The 19,051-nt window shown below is 71.6% G+C and carries 18 protein-coding genes and 2 rRNA genes; 9 read left to right on the top strand and 11 right to left on the bottom strand.

Features of this window, described 5'->3' with window-relative positions; translation table 11 throughout:
* The 4 genes from K313_RS0110655 to K313_RS0110640 all read left to right on the top strand — a co-directional run.
* Positions 1–99, top strand: a 23S ribosomal RNA gene (locus K313_RS0110655); the annotation flags it as partial.
* Positions 100–173: 74 nt separating this feature from the next.
* Positions 174–290: ribosomal RNA gene (rrf, locus tag K313_RS0110650) — 5S ribosomal RNA — on the top strand.
* Between the two features lie 79 nt (positions 291–369).
* Positions 370–1,659, top strand: coding sequence for a M16 family metallopeptidase (locus K313_RS0110645; protein WP_029211607.1), 1,290 nt, complete (start codon positions 370–372; stop codon positions 1,657–1,659).
* Complete coding sequence (locus K313_RS0110640) at positions 1,656–3,032, top strand: M16 family metallopeptidase (RefSeq protein WP_019287613.1); 1,377 nt, start codon at positions 1,656–1,658, stop codon at positions 3,030–3,032. The genes K313_RS0110645 and K313_RS0110640 overlap by 4 nt, the downstream gene beginning before the upstream one ends.
* A gap of 179 nt (positions 3,033–3,211) precedes the next feature.
* On the opposite strand, the gene hisN is transcribed toward K313_RS0110640, so the two are convergent.
* The 4 genes from hisN to aroA form a co-directional block, all read right to left on the bottom strand.
* On the bottom strand, positions 3,212–3,994 hold the full coding sequence (hisN, locus tag K313_RS20825; RefSeq protein ID WP_034252789.1) for a histidinol-phosphatase: 783 nt from the start codon (positions 3,992–3,994) through the stop codon (positions 3,212–3,214).
* A gap of 215 nt (positions 3,995–4,209) precedes the next feature.
* On the bottom strand, positions 4,210–5,043 hold the full coding sequence (locus tag K313_RS0110630) for a phosphatase PAP2 family protein (RefSeq protein ID WP_029211606.1): 834 nt from the start codon (positions 5,041–5,043) through the stop codon (positions 4,210–4,212).
* A gap of 175 nt (positions 5,044–5,218) precedes the next feature.
* Positions 5,219–6,283, bottom strand: coding sequence for a ribosome small subunit-dependent GTPase A (rsgA, locus tag K313_RS0110625; protein WP_029211605.1), 1,065 nt, complete (start codon positions 6,281–6,283; stop codon positions 5,219–5,221).
* Entirely contained in the window at positions 6,280–7,689 is a 1,410-nt protein-coding gene (aroA, locus tag K313_RS0110620; RefSeq protein WP_029211604.1) for a 3-phosphoshikimate 1-carboxyvinyltransferase, read from the bottom strand. Before aroA ends, rsgA begins: the two co-directional genes overlap by 4 nt.
* A gap of 67 nt (positions 7,690–7,756) precedes the next feature.
* Here aroA and K313_RS0110615 point away from each other — a divergent pair, with 67 nt between their 5' ends.
* The 4 genes from K313_RS0110615 to K313_RS0110600 all read left to right on the top strand — a co-directional run bounded on the left by K313_RS0110615 (position 7,757) and on the right by K313_RS0110600 (position 10,942).
* Positions 7,757–8,587: an SOS response-associated peptidase gene (locus tag K313_RS0110615; RefSeq protein ID WP_029211603.1), complete on the top strand. Its 831-nt coding sequence runs from the start codon at positions 7,757–7,759 to the stop codon at positions 8,585–8,587.
* 181 nt (positions 8,588–8,768) lie between these two features.
* A complete protein-coding gene (locus tag K313_RS0110610; RefSeq protein ID WP_034252787.1) occupies positions 8,769–9,404 on the top strand; it encodes a sigma-70 family RNA polymerase sigma factor in 636 nt (211 codons plus the stop codon).
* 11 nt (positions 9,405–9,415) lie between these two features.
* Entirely contained in the window at positions 9,416–9,649 is a 234-nt protein-coding gene (gene rsrA / locus K313_RS0110605) for a mycothiol system anti-sigma-R factor (protein WP_029211601.1), read from the top strand.
* Between the two features lie 153 nt (positions 9,650–9,802).
* A complete protein-coding gene (locus K313_RS0110600) occupies positions 9,803–10,942 on the top strand; it encodes an alpha/beta hydrolase (protein WP_029211600.1) in 1,140 nt (379 codons plus the stop codon).
* A 130-nt stretch (positions 10,943–11,072) separates the two neighbouring features.
* On the opposite strand, the gene K313_RS24870 is transcribed toward K313_RS0110600, so the two are convergent.
* From K313_RS24870 to K313_RS0110590, 3 genes are all read right to left on the bottom strand, one after another.
* Positions 11,073–11,147: a 50S ribosomal protein bL37 gene (locus tag K313_RS24870; protein ID WP_372490264.1), complete on the bottom strand. Its 75-nt coding sequence runs from the start codon at positions 11,145–11,147 to the stop codon at positions 11,073–11,075.
* 210 nt (positions 11,148–11,357) lie between these two features.
* The gene (gene sodN, locus K313_RS0110595) at positions 11,358–11,750 is read right to left on the bottom strand and encodes a superoxide dismutase, Ni (protein ID WP_019287622.1); all 393 of its coding nucleotides are present in this window, start codon (positions 11,748–11,750) and stop codon (positions 11,358–11,360) included.
* 145 nt (positions 11,751–11,895) lie between these two features.
* A complete protein-coding gene (locus tag K313_RS0110590; protein WP_019287623.1) occupies positions 11,896–12,252 on the bottom strand; it encodes a S26 family signal peptidase in 357 nt (118 codons plus the stop codon).
* Positions 12,253–12,395: 143 nt separating this feature from the next.
* On the opposite strand from K313_RS0110590, the gene K313_RS0110585 reads away from it, so the two are divergent.
* Positions 12,396–13,361 carry a zinc-binding dehydrogenase gene (locus K313_RS0110585; protein WP_029211599.1) on the top strand — a complete coding sequence of 322 codons (966 nt, stop codon included), beginning with the start codon at positions 12,396–12,398 and terminating at the stop codon, positions 13,359–13,361.
* 88 nt (positions 13,362–13,449) lie between these two features.
* On the opposite strand, the gene K313_RS24225 is transcribed toward K313_RS0110585, so the two are convergent.
* From K313_RS24225 to K313_RS0110565, 4 genes are all read right to left on the bottom strand, one after another.
* Positions 13,450–13,941: a cytochrome b5-like heme/steroid binding domain-containing protein gene (locus tag K313_RS24225; protein WP_029211598.1), complete on the bottom strand. Its 492-nt coding sequence runs from the start codon at positions 13,939–13,941 to the stop codon at positions 13,450–13,452.
* A 136-nt stretch (positions 13,942–14,077) separates the two neighbouring features.
* On the bottom strand, positions 14,078–14,743 hold the full coding sequence (locus K313_RS0110575; protein ID WP_029211597.1) for a GDSL-type esterase/lipase family protein: 666 nt from the start codon (positions 14,741–14,743) through the stop codon (positions 14,078–14,080).
* 61 nt (positions 14,744–14,804) lie between these two features.
* Complete coding sequence (locus K313_RS20815; protein ID WP_156911306.1) at positions 14,805–14,981, bottom strand: DUF6104 family protein; 177 nt, start codon at positions 14,979–14,981, stop codon at positions 14,805–14,807.
* Between the two features lie 110 nt (positions 14,982–15,091).
* On the bottom strand, positions 15,092–18,925 hold the full coding sequence (locus K313_RS0110565) for a multifunctional oxoglutarate decarboxylase/oxoglutarate dehydrogenase thiamine pyrophosphate-binding subunit/dihydrolipoyllysine-residue succinyltransferase subunit (RefSeq protein ID WP_029211596.1): 3,834 nt from the start codon (positions 18,923–18,925) through the stop codon (positions 15,092–15,094).
* Positions 18,926–19,051 lie beyond the last annotated feature (126 nt).

Genomic DNA, 19,051 nt, shown 5'->3' with positions numbered 1-19,051 from the left:
TGAGAGGCTCCCAGCTAGACTACTGGGTTGATAGGCCGGATGTGGAAGCACAGCAATGTGTGGAGCTGACCGGTACTAATAAGCCGATGACTTGACCCGAAGATTGCTCGCGTCCACTGTGTAGTTCCCGACACACAAACCACCAGGTGCGTGGTTTGACAAGTCGATAGAGTTACGGCGGTCATAGCGTGAGGGAAACGCCCGGTCCCATTCCGAACCCGGAAGCTAAGCCTTACAGCGCCGATGGTACTGCACTGGTGACGGTGTGGGAGAGTAGGACGCCGCCGGACAAACATTGTGGGGAAGCCCCGGACCACCAGGTCCGGGGCTTTTCTGCGTTCTGGGTGGTTGTCGCCTAGGGTGGTCGGCATGCCGTTGAACTATCAGATCGCGGAGCGCACCCTGCCCAACGGGCTGCGCGTCATCGTCAACGAGGACAGGTCCATCACCACGGTGACGGTCAACCTCTGGGTCGGGGTGGGGTCGCGACACGAGGTGGCCGGGCGAACCGGTTTCGCGCACCTGTTCGAGCACCTGATGTTCCAGGGGTCGGAGAACGTCGCGTCAGGGGAGCACTTCTCCGAGCTGATGTCGCGCGGGGGCCGGCTCAACGCCACGACGTGGTTCGACCGCACCAACTACTTCGAGACGGTGCCTCGCGGCGCCTACGAGCTCGCGCTGTGGTTGGAGGCCGACCGGCACGGCCGGCTCCTCCCCGCCGTCACGCAGGCCAACCTCGACAACCAGCGCGACGTGGTCAAGGAGGAGAAGCGGCAGCGGTACGACAACCAGCCGTACGGCTTCGCCCTGCCGGACCTCTACGCCCTGGTGTTCCCCGAGGGGCACCCGTACCACCACCCCACCATCGGGTCGATGGAAGATCTCGACGGTGCCAGACTCGAGGACGTGCACGCCTTCTTCGAGCGGTACTACGGCCCGAACAACACGACGCTGACGCTCGTCGGGGACCTCACCGCCGAAGAGGGGTTCGCCGCCGCCGAGACCTACTTCGGCCACCTGCCCGCCAGCGCTGCGGCCGCTCGTGAACCGGTCGCTCCGCTACCGCCCCTCGAGCAGCCTCTGCGCGTCGAGCGACGGTCGGACGTGCCCAGCGACCGGCTCTTCGTCGCCTTCCGTCTGCCGGTGGACGACACGGACGAGTTCTACGCCGCGTCGGCCGCTCTGGACGCCCTCACGGGGATGGCCTCGTCCCGGGTGTACCGCCGCCTCGTGCGCCGCGAGCAGCTCGCCAACAGCGTGCAGGGCATGGCCTGGGGGCTGGTCGACGGGGTGTCGCTCGGGTTCATCTCCGTCGACGTCGCCGACGGGGTGGACCCCGACGCGGCCGAGGCTGCCCTGTGCGAGGAGCTCGACCGGTTCGCCGACGAGGGACCGACCCCCGTCGAGATGGAGTCGGTCCTGGCGCAGAGCGAACGCGCCTGGCTGCACGCCCTGGCCGCGGCGGACGAGCGCGCCGACATCATCTGCGGGCACGCCGCCCTGCACGGGGACGCGCAGCACGCCAACACCTTCCTCGACCGCCTGGCCACCATCACGCCCGACCAGGTGCGGGCGGCTGCGTCGGCATACCTGCGACCGGCCAACCGAGCCGTCGTGGCGCACCTCAAGGCCCAGACCAGCGAAGGAGCCTCGGCATGACCGACACCCTGATCCCCGCCCGTCCCGAGGTCGCGCCCCCGGGCCCCTGGGCCTTCCCCGAGCCCAGCACGACCCGGCTCGACAACGGGCTGGCGCTGCAGACCTTCCACACGCCCGGGCAGTACGTCGCCTCGGTGCGGCTCGCCATCCCCGTCGTGCCGGCGCAAGAGCCCCGAGAGCTCGAGGGCATCCTGGCGCTGCTGTCCCGGACGTTCGACGAGGGGACGCTGGACCACTCGGCGGAGGAGTTCGCCGAGCTGCTGGAGCGGGCCGGGGTCGCGCTCGGCTCCTCCACCAGCGAGTTCGGCCTCGTCCTCGACCTGGACGTCCCCGTGAGCCGGCTCGAGCGTGGCCTGGAGCTGCTCGCCGAGTGCGTCCAGCGTCCCGCCTACCCCGACGACGAGGTGGACCGCGCCCGGCGCAAGCGCCTCGCCGACATCGAGCAGGAGAACGCCGACCCCCGCAGCCGTGCCATGCGGGAGTTCGCCGCCACGTTCTACACCCCCGAGTCGCGCGCCTCGCGCCCGTCGGCCGGAAGCCCCGCCACCGTGCGGGCGATCACCGCTCCTGCCGTGCGGGACTTCCACCACGACCACGTGGGGCCGACCGGAGCCGTGATGGTCGTCGCCGGTGACCTGTCTCCCCTCGGTGCCGAGCCGCTGCAGGAGCTGCACGCTCTGGTGGAGCGCACCTTCGGTGGTTGGACGCCGCAGCCGGTCGCGCCGGTGGGTCCGCAAGGCCCGGTCCGTCGGGAGGACGCCCGCCGCATCGTCGTGGTGGACCGACCCGGCTCGGTGCAGTCGGAGCTGTACGTCGGCTGCCTCGGTCCCGATCGCCGGCACGGATGGGGCGCCTACCCGGTCCTGAGCTTCCTGGTCGGTGGTGCGCCGCAGGCCAGGGTCGACTCCGTGCTGCGGGAGGACAAGGGCTACACGTACGGCCTGCGGACGGCCTTCGTGCCGCGCGCCGACGGTGGGCTGTTCATCGCCAGCGGATCCGTGCGCGCGGACGTGACGGGCGAGTCCGTCGGCATCCTGCTCGACATCCTCGAGAAGGCACGCGAGGGCTTCACGCCGGAGGAGGTGCGCTCGGGGGTCGACTTCGTCAGCCAGACCGCACCGGCGCGCTACGCGACCGCGGACTCCGTGGCGGACGAGGCCGCCGGTCTCGCCCTGGAGAAGATGCCGCCGCGCTGGGTGACCGAGATGTTCGAGGAGACGCGTTCGCTGACGGGTGAGGCACTCGTCGAGGCCTACGGCCGGGCCGACGTCGGGCGGTGGACCGTGGTCGTCGTGGGCGACGCCGACCAGGTCGCCGACGAGGTGCGGGCGCTCGGCCGAGGCGACGTCGAGGTGCGCCGGCGCGAGGGCTGAACCGGCACAGACGTGCTGGTCTCGCCCGGCCGGGCACCCGAGCCGCCCCAGTTTGGCGCGCCTGTCGTACGTCGAGGCGCCGCGCGCCAGCGCCCTCAGCCGAGGCGGCTCCACCCCGGCGGGCCTGTCGTGCGTCGAGGTGGCCCGTCGTACGTCGAGGCGCCTACGCCGTCGGTGCGTCAGCCGAGCCGGCGCAGGACCTCGTCGTGCAGGAGCCCGTTGGTGGCGACGGCGTTGCCGCCCCAGGGCGCGGGTGACCCGTCGAGCGAGGTCATGCGCCCGCCGGCCTCGGTGACGATCGGGACGAGCGCCGCCATGTCGTGCACCGCCAGCTCGGGCTCGGCCGCGAGGTCGCAGGCGCCCTCGGCGACCAGCATGTAGGACCAGAAGTCCCCGAACCCGCGGGTGCGCCAGCAGTCGTCCATGAGCTGCAGGAACTCCTCGCGCCGGCCGGCGTCGCGCCACCCGCCGAGGGACGCGTAGGAGAGCGACGCGTCCCCGATGGACGAGACGCCCGAGACGTGGATCCGCTTGGCGGAGTACAGGTTGCGGCCGGTGTAGGCACCCGATCCCTTGGCGGCCCACCACCGCCGGTTGAGCGCCGGGGCAGAGACGAGGCCGACGACGGGCTCGTCTCCGTCGACCAGCCCGATGAGGGTCGCCCAGACGGGAAGCCCCCGCACGTAGTTCTTGGTGCCGTCGATGGGGTCGATGATCCACCGCCGTGCCCCGTGGCCCGTCGTGCCGAACTCCTCGCCCTGGACCGCGTCGCGAGGACGGGTGCGCTTGAGCTGACTGCGGATGAGCTCCTCGGCGTCCCGGTCGGCGTCGGTGACGGGGGTGAGGTCGGGCTTGGTGTCGACCTTGAGGTCCTCGGCCTTGAACCGGGTCATCGTCACACGCTCGACCGAGTCGGCCAGCACGTGGGCGAGGCGGACGTCGTCGTCATAGGAGGGGCTCACCCGCCCAAACTACCTGTCACCCGCGTGGCCGCGCCCACGGGCGCGCGGGTGACAGGGGTGGCGCGCGCGCCCGGGGCCGACAGGGATGGCGCTGGAAACATGGGCTGTCGGCGATGCCGCGGGCACGCCAGCGATGGGCGCGCGTGCCCGGGGTCGACAGGGATGGCGCAGGCGGGAGCGGTCGGCGGTCTTCTGGCCCCTCAGGGTGTGGGTGGCTAGGTGGCCTTCGTCGCCCCGGACCGGCCTTGTGCCGCCGGGGACGGGGAGGGCGACCGATGCTTGCGCACGGTCAGCCACATCCGGTGGCACACCACCAGCGCCAGCACCCAGGCCAGCCCGAGCAGCCACCCGGTCACGACGTCGGTGAGCCAGTGGTGACCGAGAACGACGCGGGAGAGCCCCATCGCGACGATCCAGCAGGATGCCAGCACGACGGCGAGGATCCGCGTGCGCCGCCGGTGCAGGTGGGTGAGGAGCAGATAGGTCAGGACCCCGATGATGACGGTGGTGTTGAGGGTGTGCCCGCTGGGGAAGCTGGGCGAGGTCTCGAACGGGGGGACGGCGTCGGCGAGAGGGGGCCGGACGCGTCCGATCAGCTGCTTGCCCACGACCGTCATCGCGAGCGAGCCCGCGGCGGCGAGGGTGGTGAGGACGGCGGGCGACCACGACCGCCAGGCCCAGGTCGCCAGCAGGATCAGCGCCACCGAGAGGATCGGCATACCGACCTTGCCACCGATGTCGGTGAACGTGGTGAGGGCCTGGGCCAGGGCCGGCGTGCGGTGCTGCACGGCGAGCTCGAGGACGGGATGGTCGAGCGCCGCCACGCCGTCGCCCTCGACGACCGCGTCGTAGGTCTCGGTGGCCGCGGCCGTCAGGCCCACGATCCCGACGAAGCAGACGAGGACGGTGGCAACGAGCAACCAGGTCGCAGCCGTCCACGTCGAGGTCCGCGTGACGACGCGGGCGAGCGCGCGGCCGATCGGGGTGCGCCAATGGGTGAGGTCGCGGTCGCCGATGCTCTCCTCGACGGGACGTCGCTGCAGGTCCATCCCGACAGTCTGCGGCGGGAGCCCGCTCCGGTCCGGGCGCCACGCGCGGCGACAGGCCGGCGTCCTCGCCCGCGGACCGGGCCTGCAGCAGGCGGCGGAGCCGCGCGTCTAGAGGCCGGGGTCCTCGCTCGCGGACCCGCCCCGCAGCAGGCGGCGGATCCACGCGGGCGAGGGTCTAGGTGTCCTCGCCCGCGGACCGGGCCCGCAGCAGGCGGCGGAGGCTGTCCAGCCGGGCGACGCCCGCGGGGCCGGCCTGACCCGAGGCCACCCAGGCGTCGAGGCCGCACTCCTCCTCGTCGTGCGTGCACCCGCGGGGGCAGTCGGCCGTGCCCGGCTCCAGGTCCGGGAACAGCGCGACGATGCGGTCCAGGCGGACGTGCGCGAGGCCGAAGCTGCGGACGCCCGGGGTGTCGACGACCCAGCCGGACGCGTCGGGGAGGCGCAGGGCGATCGCGGACGTGCTGGTGTGCCGCCCCCGGCCCGTGTGGTCGTTGACGTGCCCCGTCGCCCGCATGGCGTCGGGGACGAGCAGGTTGACGAGGGTGGACTTGCCGACGCCGCTGTGGCCGACCATGACGCTCACCTGTCCGGTCAGCGCGTCGCGCAGCTCGTCCAGCCCGGTGGTGCGGGCCAGCACGTCCTCGGGGGAGGCGCCCGCCAGCACTTCGGTGTCGGAGAGCGTGGACGTCGCGATGCACCGCGCCCCGAGGGGCGCGTAGGCCTCGATGAGGGGCGTGGGGTCGACCAGGTCAGCCTTGGTGAGCACCAGGATCGGCTCGAGCCCCGCGTCGTAGGCCGCCACCAGGCAGCGGTCGATCATGCGGGGTCGCGGCTCCGGGTTGGCCAGGGCGGTGACGACGACGAGCTGGTCGACGTTGGCGACGATGATGCGCTCTACCGGGTCCGTGTCGTCGGCCGTGCGGCGCAGCACCGAACGGCGCTCGTGCTGGCGGACGATGCGGGCCAGGTGGTCGGGGCCGCCCTGCAGGTCACCGACGAGCCCGACGCGGTCGCCGACGACGATCCCCTTGCGGCCGAGCTCGCGGGCCTTCATGGCGGTGACGACGCGCTCGTCGGCGGTTCCCTCACCGAGGAGCGTGGTGTAGCGGCCGCGGTCGACGGCGGTGACGAGGGCCTCCACCGCGTCCTCGTGGGCCGGACGGTCCTTGGTGCGGGGGCGGGACCCGCGACGGTTGGGGCGGACCCGCACGTCGCTCTCGTCATACGACCGTCGGCTCACCGGCGCCCCCCGCGAGGGGTGGCCCCGGCGCGGACCAGGCGCTCGGTGGCCGCCGTCTCGCCCGCGAGGAAGGAGGTCCAGCGACGGGTGAAGTCAGGCAGCGTCTTGGCGGTGGTCGCGACGTCCTCGATGACGACCCCGGGCACCCGGAGCCCCAGGACGGCCGCGGCCATGGCCATCCGGTGGTCGGCGTAGGTGCGGAACAGGCCTGCGTGCAGCGGGCGCGGTCGGATCACGAGCCCGTCCTCGGTCTCGCTCACGTCGCCGCCGAGCCGGTTGATCTCGGTCGCGAGCGCAGCGATGCGGTCGGTCTCGTGCCGTCGGATGTGGCCGACGCCGCGGATCCACGTGGGGGAGTCGGCGAGCGCGGCGAGGGCGGCCACCACGGGCGTCAGCTCGCTCGCGTCGTGCAGGTCCACGTCGATGCCGTGCAGCCCGCGGCCCGTGACGGTCAGGCCCGCGCGATCCAGGTGGACCTCGGCCCCCATCTGCTGCAGGACCTCACGGATGTGGTCGCCCGCCTGCGTGGTCACCGCCGGCCAGGCCGGCACGTGCACGAGACCGCCGGTCACGGGGGCCGCCGCCAGGAAGACCGCGGCGTTGGACAGGTCGGGCTCGACCGTGACGTCGAGGGCGTTGATCTCGCTCGGCTCGACGCGCCAGGTGTCGGGCTCGGCGTCGTCGACGACCACGCCGGCGTCCCGCAGGGCCTCCACGGTCATCTGGATGTGGGGCAGGCTCGGCAGGGGCTTGCCGACGTGGTGGATCGTCACGCCCCCGTCGAAGCGCGCGCCGGACAGCAGCAGCGCGGAGATGAACTGGCTGCTGCCCGAGGCGTCCACGGTCACCGTCCCGCCGCGCAGACCCCCACGCCCGTCGATCGTGAACGGCATCGCCCCGCGGCCGCCGTCGTCGATCGCGGCGCCGAGCGCGCGCAGCGCGTCGAGGACCGGACCGACGGGCCGGGTGCGCGCGTGCGGGTCACCGTCGACGACGACCGGACCGTCGGCCAGCGTGGCGAGCGGCGGCAGGAAGCGCATGATCGTGCCCGCCAGACCGCAGTCGATCGCGGCCGGCCCGTGCAGCGGCGCCGGCTCGACGATCCAGTCGGGGCAGCCGGGCTCGTCGCCCTCGTGGTCGCGCACCCCGACCCCGAGGTCCCGCAGGGCCTGGGCCATCAGGAGGGTGTCGCGCGAGCGGAGCGGGCGCCGGATCCGGGAGGTGTCGTTGGCCAGCGCTGCCAGCACCAGGAAGCGGTTGGTGATCGACTTGCTGCCCGGCAGCACGGCGGTGGCGTCGACCGGGGCGGCCGGCGTCGGCGCGGGCCAGTCGGCAGGCGTGGCGTCGACGGTGTCGGAGGGGCGGGGCGTCTGGTCGACCGGATGGTCGGGGTCCGCGAGGGTCAACGGGGTTCCGTTCGCTGGGGTGCAGGTGCTGCCGCCCAGCGTAGTCAATGGCGCCTACGCTGTCGGCATGTGCGGACGGTACGCAGCGAGCAAGGACATGGCGGAGCTGGTCGAGGCCCTGGACGTCGACGAAGACCGGACGGCCGAGCCGGTCCGCACGATCGCCCCGCTGGAGCGAGCCCAGGGGGCCGGTCCGGCCGCCGACTACAACGTGGCCCCGACCAAGGCCGCCCCGGTCGTGCTGACCCGGCGGCCCAGGGGCGAGCCCGAGCAGGATCCCAGCCGGCAGCTGAGGTTGCTGACCTGGGGTCTGGTCCCGTCCTGGGCCAAGGACCTCAAGGTCGGCACGCGGATGATCAACGCCCGCGCCGAGACGCTCCTGGACAAGCCGGCGTACGCGCGCGCCGCTGCTGCCCGCCGCTGCCTGGTCCCGGCGGACGGCTACTACGAGTGGCAGCGCTCGCCGTCCCTCACCGACCGCAAGGGCAGACCCCGCAAGCAGCCGTTCTACATCCACCGCGCCGACGGCGACCCCCTGGTCATGGCCGGGCTCTACGAGTTCTGGCGGGACCGGTCCCTGCCCGACGACCACCCCGACGCGTGGCTCACGACCTACTGCGTGATCACGACCAGCGCCGACCCCGACCTGGCGACCATCCACGATCGCCAGCCCCTGATCCTCGAGCCGGAGCACTGGGCCGGGTGGCTCGACCCCGACGCGACGACCCCGGACCACGTCCAGCCCTACCTCAACCTCGCCCTGCCAGGGCGGTTCGACGCGTATGCCGTGAGCACCGCCGTCAACGACGTGCGCAACAACGGCCCGCAGCTGCTCGACCCCGCGCCGGCCGACCAGCTGACGGGCGTCGTCGACCCGGACACCGGCGAGGTGCTCTGACCCCGCGAGGCGCCGGGCTGCCGGCATACGGGAATGTCACCCGCTGGGGGACCGTTGACCCTGCTGTCCGTCCCTCCGTAGGAGTCGCCCCGTGCTCGTCACCCCCGTCCTGCCGACGTCAGACCATCCGGCGCTGGACATCCACCCTCAGGTGGGGTCCGCCGGACTAGGCTTGGCCCCGATGACTGAGATCGACGTGGCCACCGAGAGCCCCACCGACCGGCAGGCCCGCTTCGAGGCGGACGCCCTGCCCTACCTGGACCAGCTCTACAGCGCCTCGCTGCGGATGACGCGCAACCCGTCCGACGCCGAGGACCTCGTCCAGGAGACCTTCGCCAAGGCCTACGCCGCGTTCCACCAGTACAAGCCCGGGACCAACCTCAAGGCCTGGCTGTATCGCATCATGACGAACGCGTACATCAACACGTACCGCAAGAAGCAGCGCGAGCCCCAGCAGTCCGACTCCTCGGACATCGAGGACTACCAGCTGGCCCGCGCGGGTTCGCACTCGTCGATGGGCAACCGCAGCGCCGAGATGGAGGCGCTCGACCACCTCCCCGACAGCGACGTCAAGCGCGCGCTGCAGGAGATCCCCGAGGACTTCCGCCTGGCCGTCTACCTGGCCGACGTCGAGGGATTCGCCTACAAGGAGATAGCGGAGATCATGGGCACGCCCATCGGCACCGTGATGTCGCGGCTGCACCGGGGCCGCCGCCAGCTGCGCGACCTGCTCAGCGACTACGCCGTCGAGCGTGGTTTCGTCGCTCCGGAGGGCGCGGAGGGTGCGCAGGCTCAGCAGGACAGCGGGGTGAAGTGATGGGAGAGCACATGGACTGCTCGAACTTCATGGAGCACGTCTTCGAGTACCTCGACGGCGAGATGACCGAGAGCGACTGCGAGGACTTCGCACGCCACCTGCGCGAGTGCCCTCCCTGCCTGGACGAGTACCAGCGCGACCAGGCCCTCAAGGCCCTGATCCGGCGGTCGTGCGCCTGCGAGCAGGCACCCGTCCAGCTGCGTACGCAGATCATCGCCAGCATCACCATCGAGTATGGTCGCTGATCCGACGCGCCGGTCCGACGACGAAGGCCCCCTCCCGACCGGGAGGGGGCCTTCGTCACGGCCGGCGCCCGGCGTGCCATCCTGGCGGTGGCCTGCGGCGTCACACACCATGACGCGCCGGCACGACGAGCGAGGCAGGACCGAGGGGGAGGCATGGAGCTGACGGGTGGGCCGTTCGTCGCCCTGGCGATCACGGTGACGACGGTCGCCCTGATCACCGGTGCGATCCTGACCGGACGGACCCGGCGGACGGTGTGGGGGGCGGTGCAGCGCGCGCTGGCCATGGTGCTCGTCGCCGTCCTGGCCGTGCTGTCGGTGGCCATCGTCCTCAACGCCCAGAACCAGTGGTACGTCGACTGGGGTGACCTCGCCGGCACGAACGACCCCACGGCCCACGCCACCACCACAGGGGGCTCCGCCGGCGCGATCTACGGAGCGACACCTGCTCCGAGGCCGAGCGCGAGTCGCGCATCGCTGCCGCCGCTCCCCAGCCCGAACGACCGCGTGCAGACCTTTCAGGTCACCGGGCGTCGGAGCGGACTCACGGGACGAGTCGTCGTGCTCCTGCCCGAGGACTACGCCGCCCCCGCCCAGGCACGACGCGACTACCCGGTGGTCATGACGATGCACGGCTACCCCGGCAGCCCCGACCAGTGGCTCGACGCGCCGCAAGGGCGTGAGCGCATTGACGCGGCCGTGACCCGCGGCAAGGTGGCGCCACTGGTCATGGTGTCGCCACAGCTGGACTTCCCCAAGGGCACCGACTCGGAGCGCGTGAACGCCCCCGGTGGCGCGCAGGTCGAGACCTGGCTGACCCAGGACGTCCCCGAGCTCGTCCGGTCACGCCTGCGGGTCCGGACCGACCGGGCGAGCTGGGCCAGCGCGGGGTTCTCCGCCGGGGGCTACTGCGCCGCCATGGTCGCTGTCCGGCACCCCCAGACGTTCGGAGCCGGCGTCGTCCTCGGCGGCTACGGACGGCCGACCTTCTCGGGCCGTCACGTGCTGCGGACCCAGCAGCAGAAGGACGCCTACGACCTGCCCCATCTCCTCACGACCACCCGACCCCCGGTCGCCCTGTGGGTCCAGACCTCCGACGGCGACCCCGTGTCCTACGCGGGGAGCACGGCGCTGGCGGCGTCCGCCAAGGCCCCCACGTCGGTCACCCTGGTCATGGCGCCCGGAACCGGTCACCGGACGTCGGTCTGGTCCAGGCACTTCGCCCAGGCGCTGGAGTGGCTGGGTCGGACCGTCCCGGGCTTCGCGGTGGGAGGTGCGGCAGGGCGGGCCGCCTGAGGTCCGGTGACCGACGACCGGCGCCGTCGCCGGGCTTCTCGAGGTCGTCCCGAGGCGCCCGCCTCCTGCATGACGAAGGCCCCCGTCCCGCTCGTGCGGGTGGGGGCCTCTCGTCGCCGGACGCCTGGGCTCAGGCGTTGGGCTTGCGGCCGTGGTTGGCGCCGTTCTTCTTGCGGGCACGACGCTTGCGGGCGCGCTTGCTCATGAGGACTCCTCGTGTCTGGCGGGTCGGACGTCGCCCGCGAGGGGCGTCGGTTCGCTGGCCCGGGACGGGCCTCAAACACCCATTGTCGCACAAGGCGGTGGCCCTGCCGAAACGCCGGTGCGGGCGGCATACGGGCTCGAGGGCCGGGACAGGCTGACGGCCCCGCGCGGGGGGTGCGGGGCCGTCAGGTCTGAGGAGGCAGAGCCGGGCTCAGGCCTTCTTGGTCTCGGCGAAGATCGCCGCGATCTCGTCGATCTTGGCCAGGAGCTCGTCGGCCTTGGCGACGTCCCACTCACCCTTGGTGCCCGAGGCTCCGGCCAGCTTGGTCGCCTCGTTGACGAGGGTATGCAGCTGCGGGAACTTCTCGAAGTGCGGGGGCTTGAAGTAGTCGGTCCACAGCACCCACAGGTGCTCCTTGACCAGCTGGGAGCGCTGCTCCTTGATGATCGTCGCGCGGACCTTGAAGTCGGGGTCGTCGTTGTCCGCGACCTTCTCGATGATGGCCTTGACGGACTGGGCCTCGATGCGGGCCTGGGCGGGGTCGTAGACACCGCACGGGAGGTCGCAGTGGGCGTGAACCTCGACCGGGGCGAACGTGAACATCGCAAGTTCCTTTCGCGGAAGATTCGAAGCGTGACCGGACGTCACGTCCTTCCCAACCTAACCCGACGGGGGAGCGCAGGGCGATCCTGCACCTCGCTTGCAACAACTCGCGTCGTTGCCACCGGTCACGAGCTCAGGCTGGTGGTCAGGGCTGCGCTGGGCGGGTGAAGCGGGGGAGGCGCAGCAGCGGGGTCGGGACCCGCTTGAGCACCAGGCCCTCGATGTCGTCGTCGCCCAGGGCGCCGACGTGCCACGAGTCGACGCCCTCGCGGGGATTGTCCCGCTCGACCCACCAGCCCTGGCGGGTCTTGGGGTCGCGTCCGGTCACGCGCTTGACCGACAGCGGACGGGGACCGCGCTCGCCGTCGGGGAGCCGCACGACCGCGAGCCGACCGATCCGGGGGCGGGCGCCGAACGCCACCAGCAGCCAGTCGCCCTCGTGCAGGGTGGGCTCCATCGAGCGACCACGCACGACTGCGAAGCCGAGGTGCTTGCGGGGCATGGGACCTACCTTCGGGCTGGGGACGGGCCACCGGCCAGCCTACGCTCGGGTGGGGGGTGGCCTCGGACGCGAACGCGTCACCCGGCGCCTGGCGTCGGTCTCGCCCGCTGCGTGTCCGAGGCGGGTGGCATAGGTTCGAGGACATGCTCGCCGTGTATGCCGCCCGCCAGTCCGCCGACGACCCGCTGTCCGGGCTCGAGGTCGGGGACCAGCCGGAACCCCGATCCAGGCCCGGGTGGACGACCGTGACCCTGCGCACCTCCGGCCTCAACCACCATGATCTGTGGTCGCTCAAGGGGGTCGGGCTGGCGGCGGACCGCCTGCCCATGATCCTCGGCTGCGACGGCGCCGGCACCACCGAGGACGGGCAGGAGGTCATCGTCCACGCCGTGGTCGCCTCCGACGGCTGGCTCGGCGACGAGACGCTCGACCCGCGCCGGACCCTGCTGTCGGAGCTCAACCCCGGGACGATGGCCGAGCGCGTGGCCGTCCCCGAGCGCAACGTGGTGCCCAAGCCCACGGGGATGTCCTGGGAGCACGCCGCCTGCCTGTCCACGGCGTGGCTCACGGCCTACCGCATGCTCTTCACGAACGCCGGGGTCCAGCCCGGGGCCACCGTGCTCGTCCAGGGCGCGGGCGGTGGGGTCGCCACCGCCCTCGTGCAGCTGGGGGCGGCAGCGGGGCTGCGCGTCTGGGCCACGTCACGGGACGCGAGCAAGCGAGCCAGGGCGCTGGAGCTCGGCGCCGCCGACGTCTTCGAGCCCGGGGCTCGCCTGCCCGATCGGGTCGACGCCGTGCTGGACACGGTCGGGGCGGCCGTCTGGCGGCACTCCATCAAGTCGCTGGTGTCGGGCGGCACCCTCGTCACGGCGGGGGCGACGTCCGGAGACCCCTCGCGGACCGAGCTGAACGACATCTTCTTCCGCCAGCTGCGGGTGGTGGGCTCGACGATGGGCAACCGGTCCGAGCTCGAGCGGCTCGCGAGGTTCGTGTCCGAGCGCGGCATCGAGCCCGTCATCGACTCCACGCACCCGTTGGACCAGGCGCGGGCGGGCTTCGAGCGGATGGCGGGCGACGAGCTCTTCGGCAAGGTCGTGCTCACGCACTGAGGCGTGCGACACGGACAGATGGCGTGAGCCGCCCGGGGAGATCCTCGGGCGGCTCAGGCGCGGGCGGCTCGTCAGGACGAGCGGTCGGTCACTTGGCGAGGGCGCCGATCTTGAAGGACGCCAGACGCTGCATCGGCAGCTCCGCGCCCTGGTGCTGGCCGGTGAACTGGGACGTGCCGTCCTGCCCGCACAGGCCCTTGATGCGGGCGGGACCGCCCGGGTGCTGGCTGATCCAGGCCGTCACGTCGTAGACCTCGTCGTTGATGACGGTCCAGCAGGACGTCTCGTTGTCGTGGTCGTTGACGACCGCCATGGTGTAGGTCTTGCCGGCGCCGGAGGTGCCGGGTGTGCCGGTCGCCGTGGTGGTGCCGCTGGACGCGGCGGAGGTGCCGGTGGCGTCGGAGGAGGCGGCTGACGACGCCGATCCGGCCGAGCTCGTGGCGGGCTGGGTGGCCTGCTTGCTCTGGGTAGCCTGCGTGCTCTGGGTGGTCTGGGTGGTCTCGGATCCGCAGGCCGACAGGGTCGCGGCGAGAGCGAGGCCGAGTGCCAGCGGGACGCCGGCGCGGGTCGTGCGGGTCATCGTGGATCCTTCCGAGGCGGGAGGCGGGGTGCTGCCACCCAACCTAGAGCCTCGTCCGGGCGCGCACGGGGAGGCGCGGCGCCCGGCGCCGAGGGCCAAGCGGGCGACGCACCGCGACGACCGGTGGACGACGGGCTCAGCGGGCGAGGCGCATCCAGGCGTCCCAGCCGCCGTGCAGGACCAGCCAGGCGATGAGGCCGTAGCCGGCCTGGCCGGGGTGGAAGCCGTCACCGGTGGCGTCCAGGTCGGCGGTCCACTGGTCGTGCCCCTGGAGCGGGCGGAAGCAGTCGACGAACGGGACGCCGCGGCGCGCGCACACGTCGGCCTGGGCCTCGGTGACGATCTCGAGGGTGGCGTTGAAGGTCGGGTCGTTGGTCGGGGTGGAGCCCACCACGAAGGCCGCGATGCCTTGGGCCTGCGCGTCGTCGAGGATGTTGGCCAGGTTGAGCCGCGACCGTGCGGTCGTGATCCCGTCGAGGACGTCGTGGTGGCCGGCGCTGATGACCAGGCGGCGCTCGCCGCGTCCCTGCCAACGGGGAGGGCACTCGGTGCGCCAACGCCCGAGGACGTCGGCCGAGGAGTCACCGCGGATGCCGAGGTTGTAGGCCGAGAGCTGGACGTCCGGGTGCTGGGTCCGCGACACCACCCGGGACACCCAGCCCAGCCCCTTGGGGTCGCCGTACCCGGCGACGAAGGAGTCACCGATGAAGACTAGACCCACGTCACGCGGTCCGTGGTCGCCGTCGACCGGCGCCACCTGGGACGGGGACGGGTTGTAGGTCTGCTGGTCGTGGAACACCACGTGTGGATCCTTGTCTGTCGGTCCGGAGGCTCGCACGGAGCCGGGGCAGGACGGCGGTCGCTCAGTCGTCATCCTCGTCGAGCCGGGCGAGCCACGTCGCCAGGCGCTCCACCGGGACCTCGAACTCGGGGTTCAGGTCGACGAAGGCGCGCAGCTGCTCGGCGAGCCAGTCGAACGTGATCTCCTCGTCACCCCTGCGGTGCTGAAGCTCCTCGATGCCACGGTCCGTGAAGTACACGCTGACATTGTGCCCCATCGCGAGGCGGCGCCCGGTGCGCGGCATACCGGGTCGGACGACGGACGGGGCCCGTCACCGAGGTGACGGGCCCCGTCCGGGCGAACCGCAGGTCAGCGCGCGAAGGCGCGCTCCACCAGCTCGGCCTGCTCGGCCGCGTGAGCCTTGGACGACCCCGTCGACGGGGCGGCCGAGGCGGGGCGGCTGACCAGGCGGAAGCGGCGCGTCTCGCCGTGCTGCTCCAGCAGCTCCGGGCCGGTCAGCGCGACGTAGGACCAGGCGCCCTGGTTGGCGGGCTCGTCCTGCACCCACACCACCTCGGCGTCCGGGTAGGTCGCCAGAGCCTCCGCCATCTCCTTGGCCGGGAACGGGGCGATCCGCTCCACCGTCATGATCGCGGTCGAGGTGTCCTCGGCCTTCTGCCGGTAGGCGTCCAGCTCGTAGTAGACCTTGCCCGAGCACAGCAGCACGCGGTCGACCTTGCTCGCGTCGACCCCGGTCCGGTCGCCCATGACGGGCTCGAAGGTGCCGTTGGTGAAGTCCTCCGGGCTGCTCGCCGCAGCCTTGAGCCGCAGCATCGACTTGGGCGTCGCCACGATCAGCGGACGCCGTGGTCGTGCGTAGGCCTGACGACGCAGCAGGTGGAAGTAGGACGCCGGCGTGCTGGGGAAGGCCACCGTCATGTTGTCCTGCGCGCACAGCTGCAGGTAGCGCTCGATGCGCGCGGACGAGTGGTCCGGCCCCTGACCCTCGTAGCCGTGGGGGAGGAGCAGGACCACGGAGGAGCGCTGGCCCCACTTCTGCTCCGAGGACGAGATGAACTCGTCGACGATGCTCTGCGCGCCGTTGGCGAAGTCGCCGAACTGCGCCTCCCACACCACCAGGGCGTCGGGCCGCTCCACGGAGTAGCCGTACTCGAAGCCCATGGCCGCGAACTCGCTCAGCAGGGAGTCGTAGACCCAGAACCGGGCCTGGCCCTTGCCGAGGTAGAGCAGCGGGGTCCACTCCTCGGCCGAGGACTTGTCGATCAGGACCGAGTGGCGCTGCACGAAGGTGCCTCGACGGGAGTCCTGGCCCGACAGGCGGACCGGGGTGCCCTCCATGAGCAGCGAGCCGAAGGCGATGAGCTCGGCCGTGCCCCAGTCGATGCCGCCGTTGGCGACAGAGTCGGCCCGCTTCTCGAGCATCTGGCGCAGCTTGGGGTGCACCGTGAAGCCCTCGGGGGTGGCCACGAAGGCCTTGCCGATGTGCATGAGCGTGTCGTGCGAGATGGCCGTGTCGACGAACTTGGCCGGCGCCTTGTCGTCGGCCTCCTGCGCCTCGGGACGCTCGAGCCCGGACGGCCCGCTGTCCTGGCCGGACCGCGCCGCCTTGATGGCCTCGCGGGTCTCGACGAACACCCGCTCCAGCTGCTGCTGGTAGTCCTGCAGCGCGTCCTCGGCCTGCTCGACCGTGATGTCACCACGGCCGATCAGCGCCTCGGTGTAGAGCTTGCGGACGCTGCGCTTCGCCTCGATCAGGTTGTACATCAGCGGCTGCGTCATCGAGGGGTCGTCACCCTCGTTGTGACCGCGACGCCGGTAGCAGACGAGGTCGATCACGACGTCCTTGGCGAACGTCTGACGGAACTCGTAGGCCAGCTCGGCCACGCGCACGCAGGCCTCGGGGTCGTCGCCGTTGACGTGGAAGATCGGCGCCTGGATCATCCGGGCCACGTCGGTGGAGTAGACCGACGAGCGCGAGCTGGACGGGGCGGTCGTGAAGCCGACCTGGTTGTTGACGACGATGTGGATCGTGCCGCCCGTGCGGTAGCCACGCAGCTGGGACAGGTGCAGGGTCTCGGCGACCACGCCCTGCCCCGCGAACGCCGCGTCGCCGTGCATCAGGATCGGCAGGACCGTGAAGGCCTCGCCGCCGTGACCGAGACGGTCCTGCTTGGCCCGCACGATTCCCTCGAGGACCGGGTTGACGGCCTCGAGATGGGAGGGGTTCGCCGCGAGGTAGACCTTGGTCTGCTCGCCCTCCTCGGAGGTGAACGTGCCCTCGGTGCCCAGGTGGTACTTGACGTCGCCCGAGCCCTGGACGGTGGACGGGTCCTGCACGCCCTCGAACTCGCGGAAGATCTGGCCATAGCTCTTGCCCGCGATGTTGGCGAGCACGTTGAGGCGGCCGCGGTGCGGCATACCGATGCACACCTCGTCCATCGAGTCCGAGGCCGCCCGGGAGAGGATCCGGTCCAGGACCGCGATCGTCGACTCGCCACCCTCCAGCGAGAAGCGCTTCTGGCCGACGAACTTGGTCTGCAGGAAGGTCTCGAAGGCCTCGGCGGCGTTGAGCCGCCGCAGCACGCGCAGCTGGTCCTCGGAGCTCTGCTTGTCATGGTGCGCCTCGACGCGTTCCTGGATCCACGCGCGCTGCTCGGGGTCCTGCATGTGCATGTACTCGACACCGACGGTGCGGCAGTAGGAGTCGCGCAGGGTCCCGAGGATGTCGCGCAGGTGCATCAACGGCTCCCCGCCGAAGCCACCCGTCGCGAACTCGCGCTCGAGGTCCCACAGGGTCAGGCCGTGCTGCTCGATATCGAGGTCGGGGTGGCGGCGCTGGCGGTACTCCAGCGGGTCGATGTCGGCCATCAGGTGACCACGCACGCGGTAGGCGTGGATCAGCTGCTGGACGCGGGCCGTCTTGTTGATCTCGTCCTCGTGCCCGACCGAGATGTCCTGCACCCAGCGGACCGGCTCGTAGGGGATGCGCAGCGACGCGAAGATCTCGTCGTAGAAGTCGTGCTTGCCCAGGAGCAGCTCGTGGATGATCTTGAGGAACTCGCCCGACCCGGCGCCCTGGATGATGCGGTGGTCGTAGGTGCTGGTCAGCGTCAGGATCTTGCTGACCGCGTGCCGGTTGAGGGTCTCCTGCGCGGCGCCCTGCCACTCGGCCGGGTACTCCAACGAGCCCACGCCGATGATCGCGCCCTGGCCCTGCATGAGCCTGGGCGTCGAGGAGTTGGTGCCGATTCCGCCGGGGTTGGTCAGCGAGATCGTCGTGCCCACGAAGTCGTCGACGGTGAGCTTGCCGCCGCGCGCCTTGCGGACCAGCTCCTCGTAGGCCGTCCAGAAGTGCACGAAGTCCATCTGCTCAGCCGACTTGATGCTCGGCACCACGAGGGACCGGGTGCCGTCGGGCTTGGGCAGGTCGATGGCGATGCCGAGGTTGACGTGGGCCGGCTTGACCAGCGTGGGCTTGCCGTCGCGCTCCGCGAACGAGTTGTTCATGTCCGGCATCGACGCGAGCGCCTTGACCAGGGCGAAGCCGATGAGGTGGGTGAACGAGACCTTGCCGCCGCGGCTGCGCCGCAGGTGGTTGTTGATCACGATGCGGTTGTCGATGAGCGCCTTGGCGGGGACGGCGCGCAGGCTCGTCGCCGTCGGCACCTCCAGGGAGGTGGCCATGTTGGCGACCACGCGGGCGGCCGGCCCCTTGAGCGGGACGACCTGCTCCTGGGCCTGAGGACCGGTGTCCTTGACAGCGGGGATGTCACGCGGGGTGGGCTGCGACTGCTTGTCACCGGGCCTGGCGCCCTTGGCCGCCGGCTTGTCGTCCTTGGCCGGTGCCTTGTCTCCGTCCTTCGCCGGTGCCTTCTCCGGGGCCTTGGCAGGTGCCTTCGCGGGTGCCTTCGCCGGTGCTTTCTCAGAGACGGGTCGCTCCGCCGGTCGGCCCGTGGCCGAACCCGGGTCGACCGTCTGCGACGAGGGTCCGTCGGCTCCCTTGGCGGCGTCCTCGGTGGAGCTCGTCGACGGTGCCCCTGACGCGGTGCCGGTCGATCCCCCTCCGGCGCCGGACCCGTCGGCGGACTGGCCCGCGGTCGGGGTGTAGTCCTCGAAGAACGACCACCAGGCCTTGTCCACGCTCTGCTTGTCCTGCTTGTACTGCTCGTACAGCTCGTCCACGAGCCACTGGTTGGCTCCGAAGGATGCTGAGGAGCTCGGGCCGCTGGGGGGCGTTGTCACGGCGGTACTCGCCTCTTTCTGGATCACGTCGACTCTGACCGGCACCTTGATCGGCCTTCACCCTAT

The organism is Arsenicicoccus bolidensis DSM 15745, from assembly GCF_000426385.1.
GTDB lineage: Bacteria > Actinomycetota > Actinomycetes > Actinomycetales > Dermatophilaceae > Arsenicicoccus > Arsenicicoccus bolidensis.
Note: the sequence above shows the minus strand (reverse complement) of the source record. Positions and strands in the feature narration are given on the sequence as shown.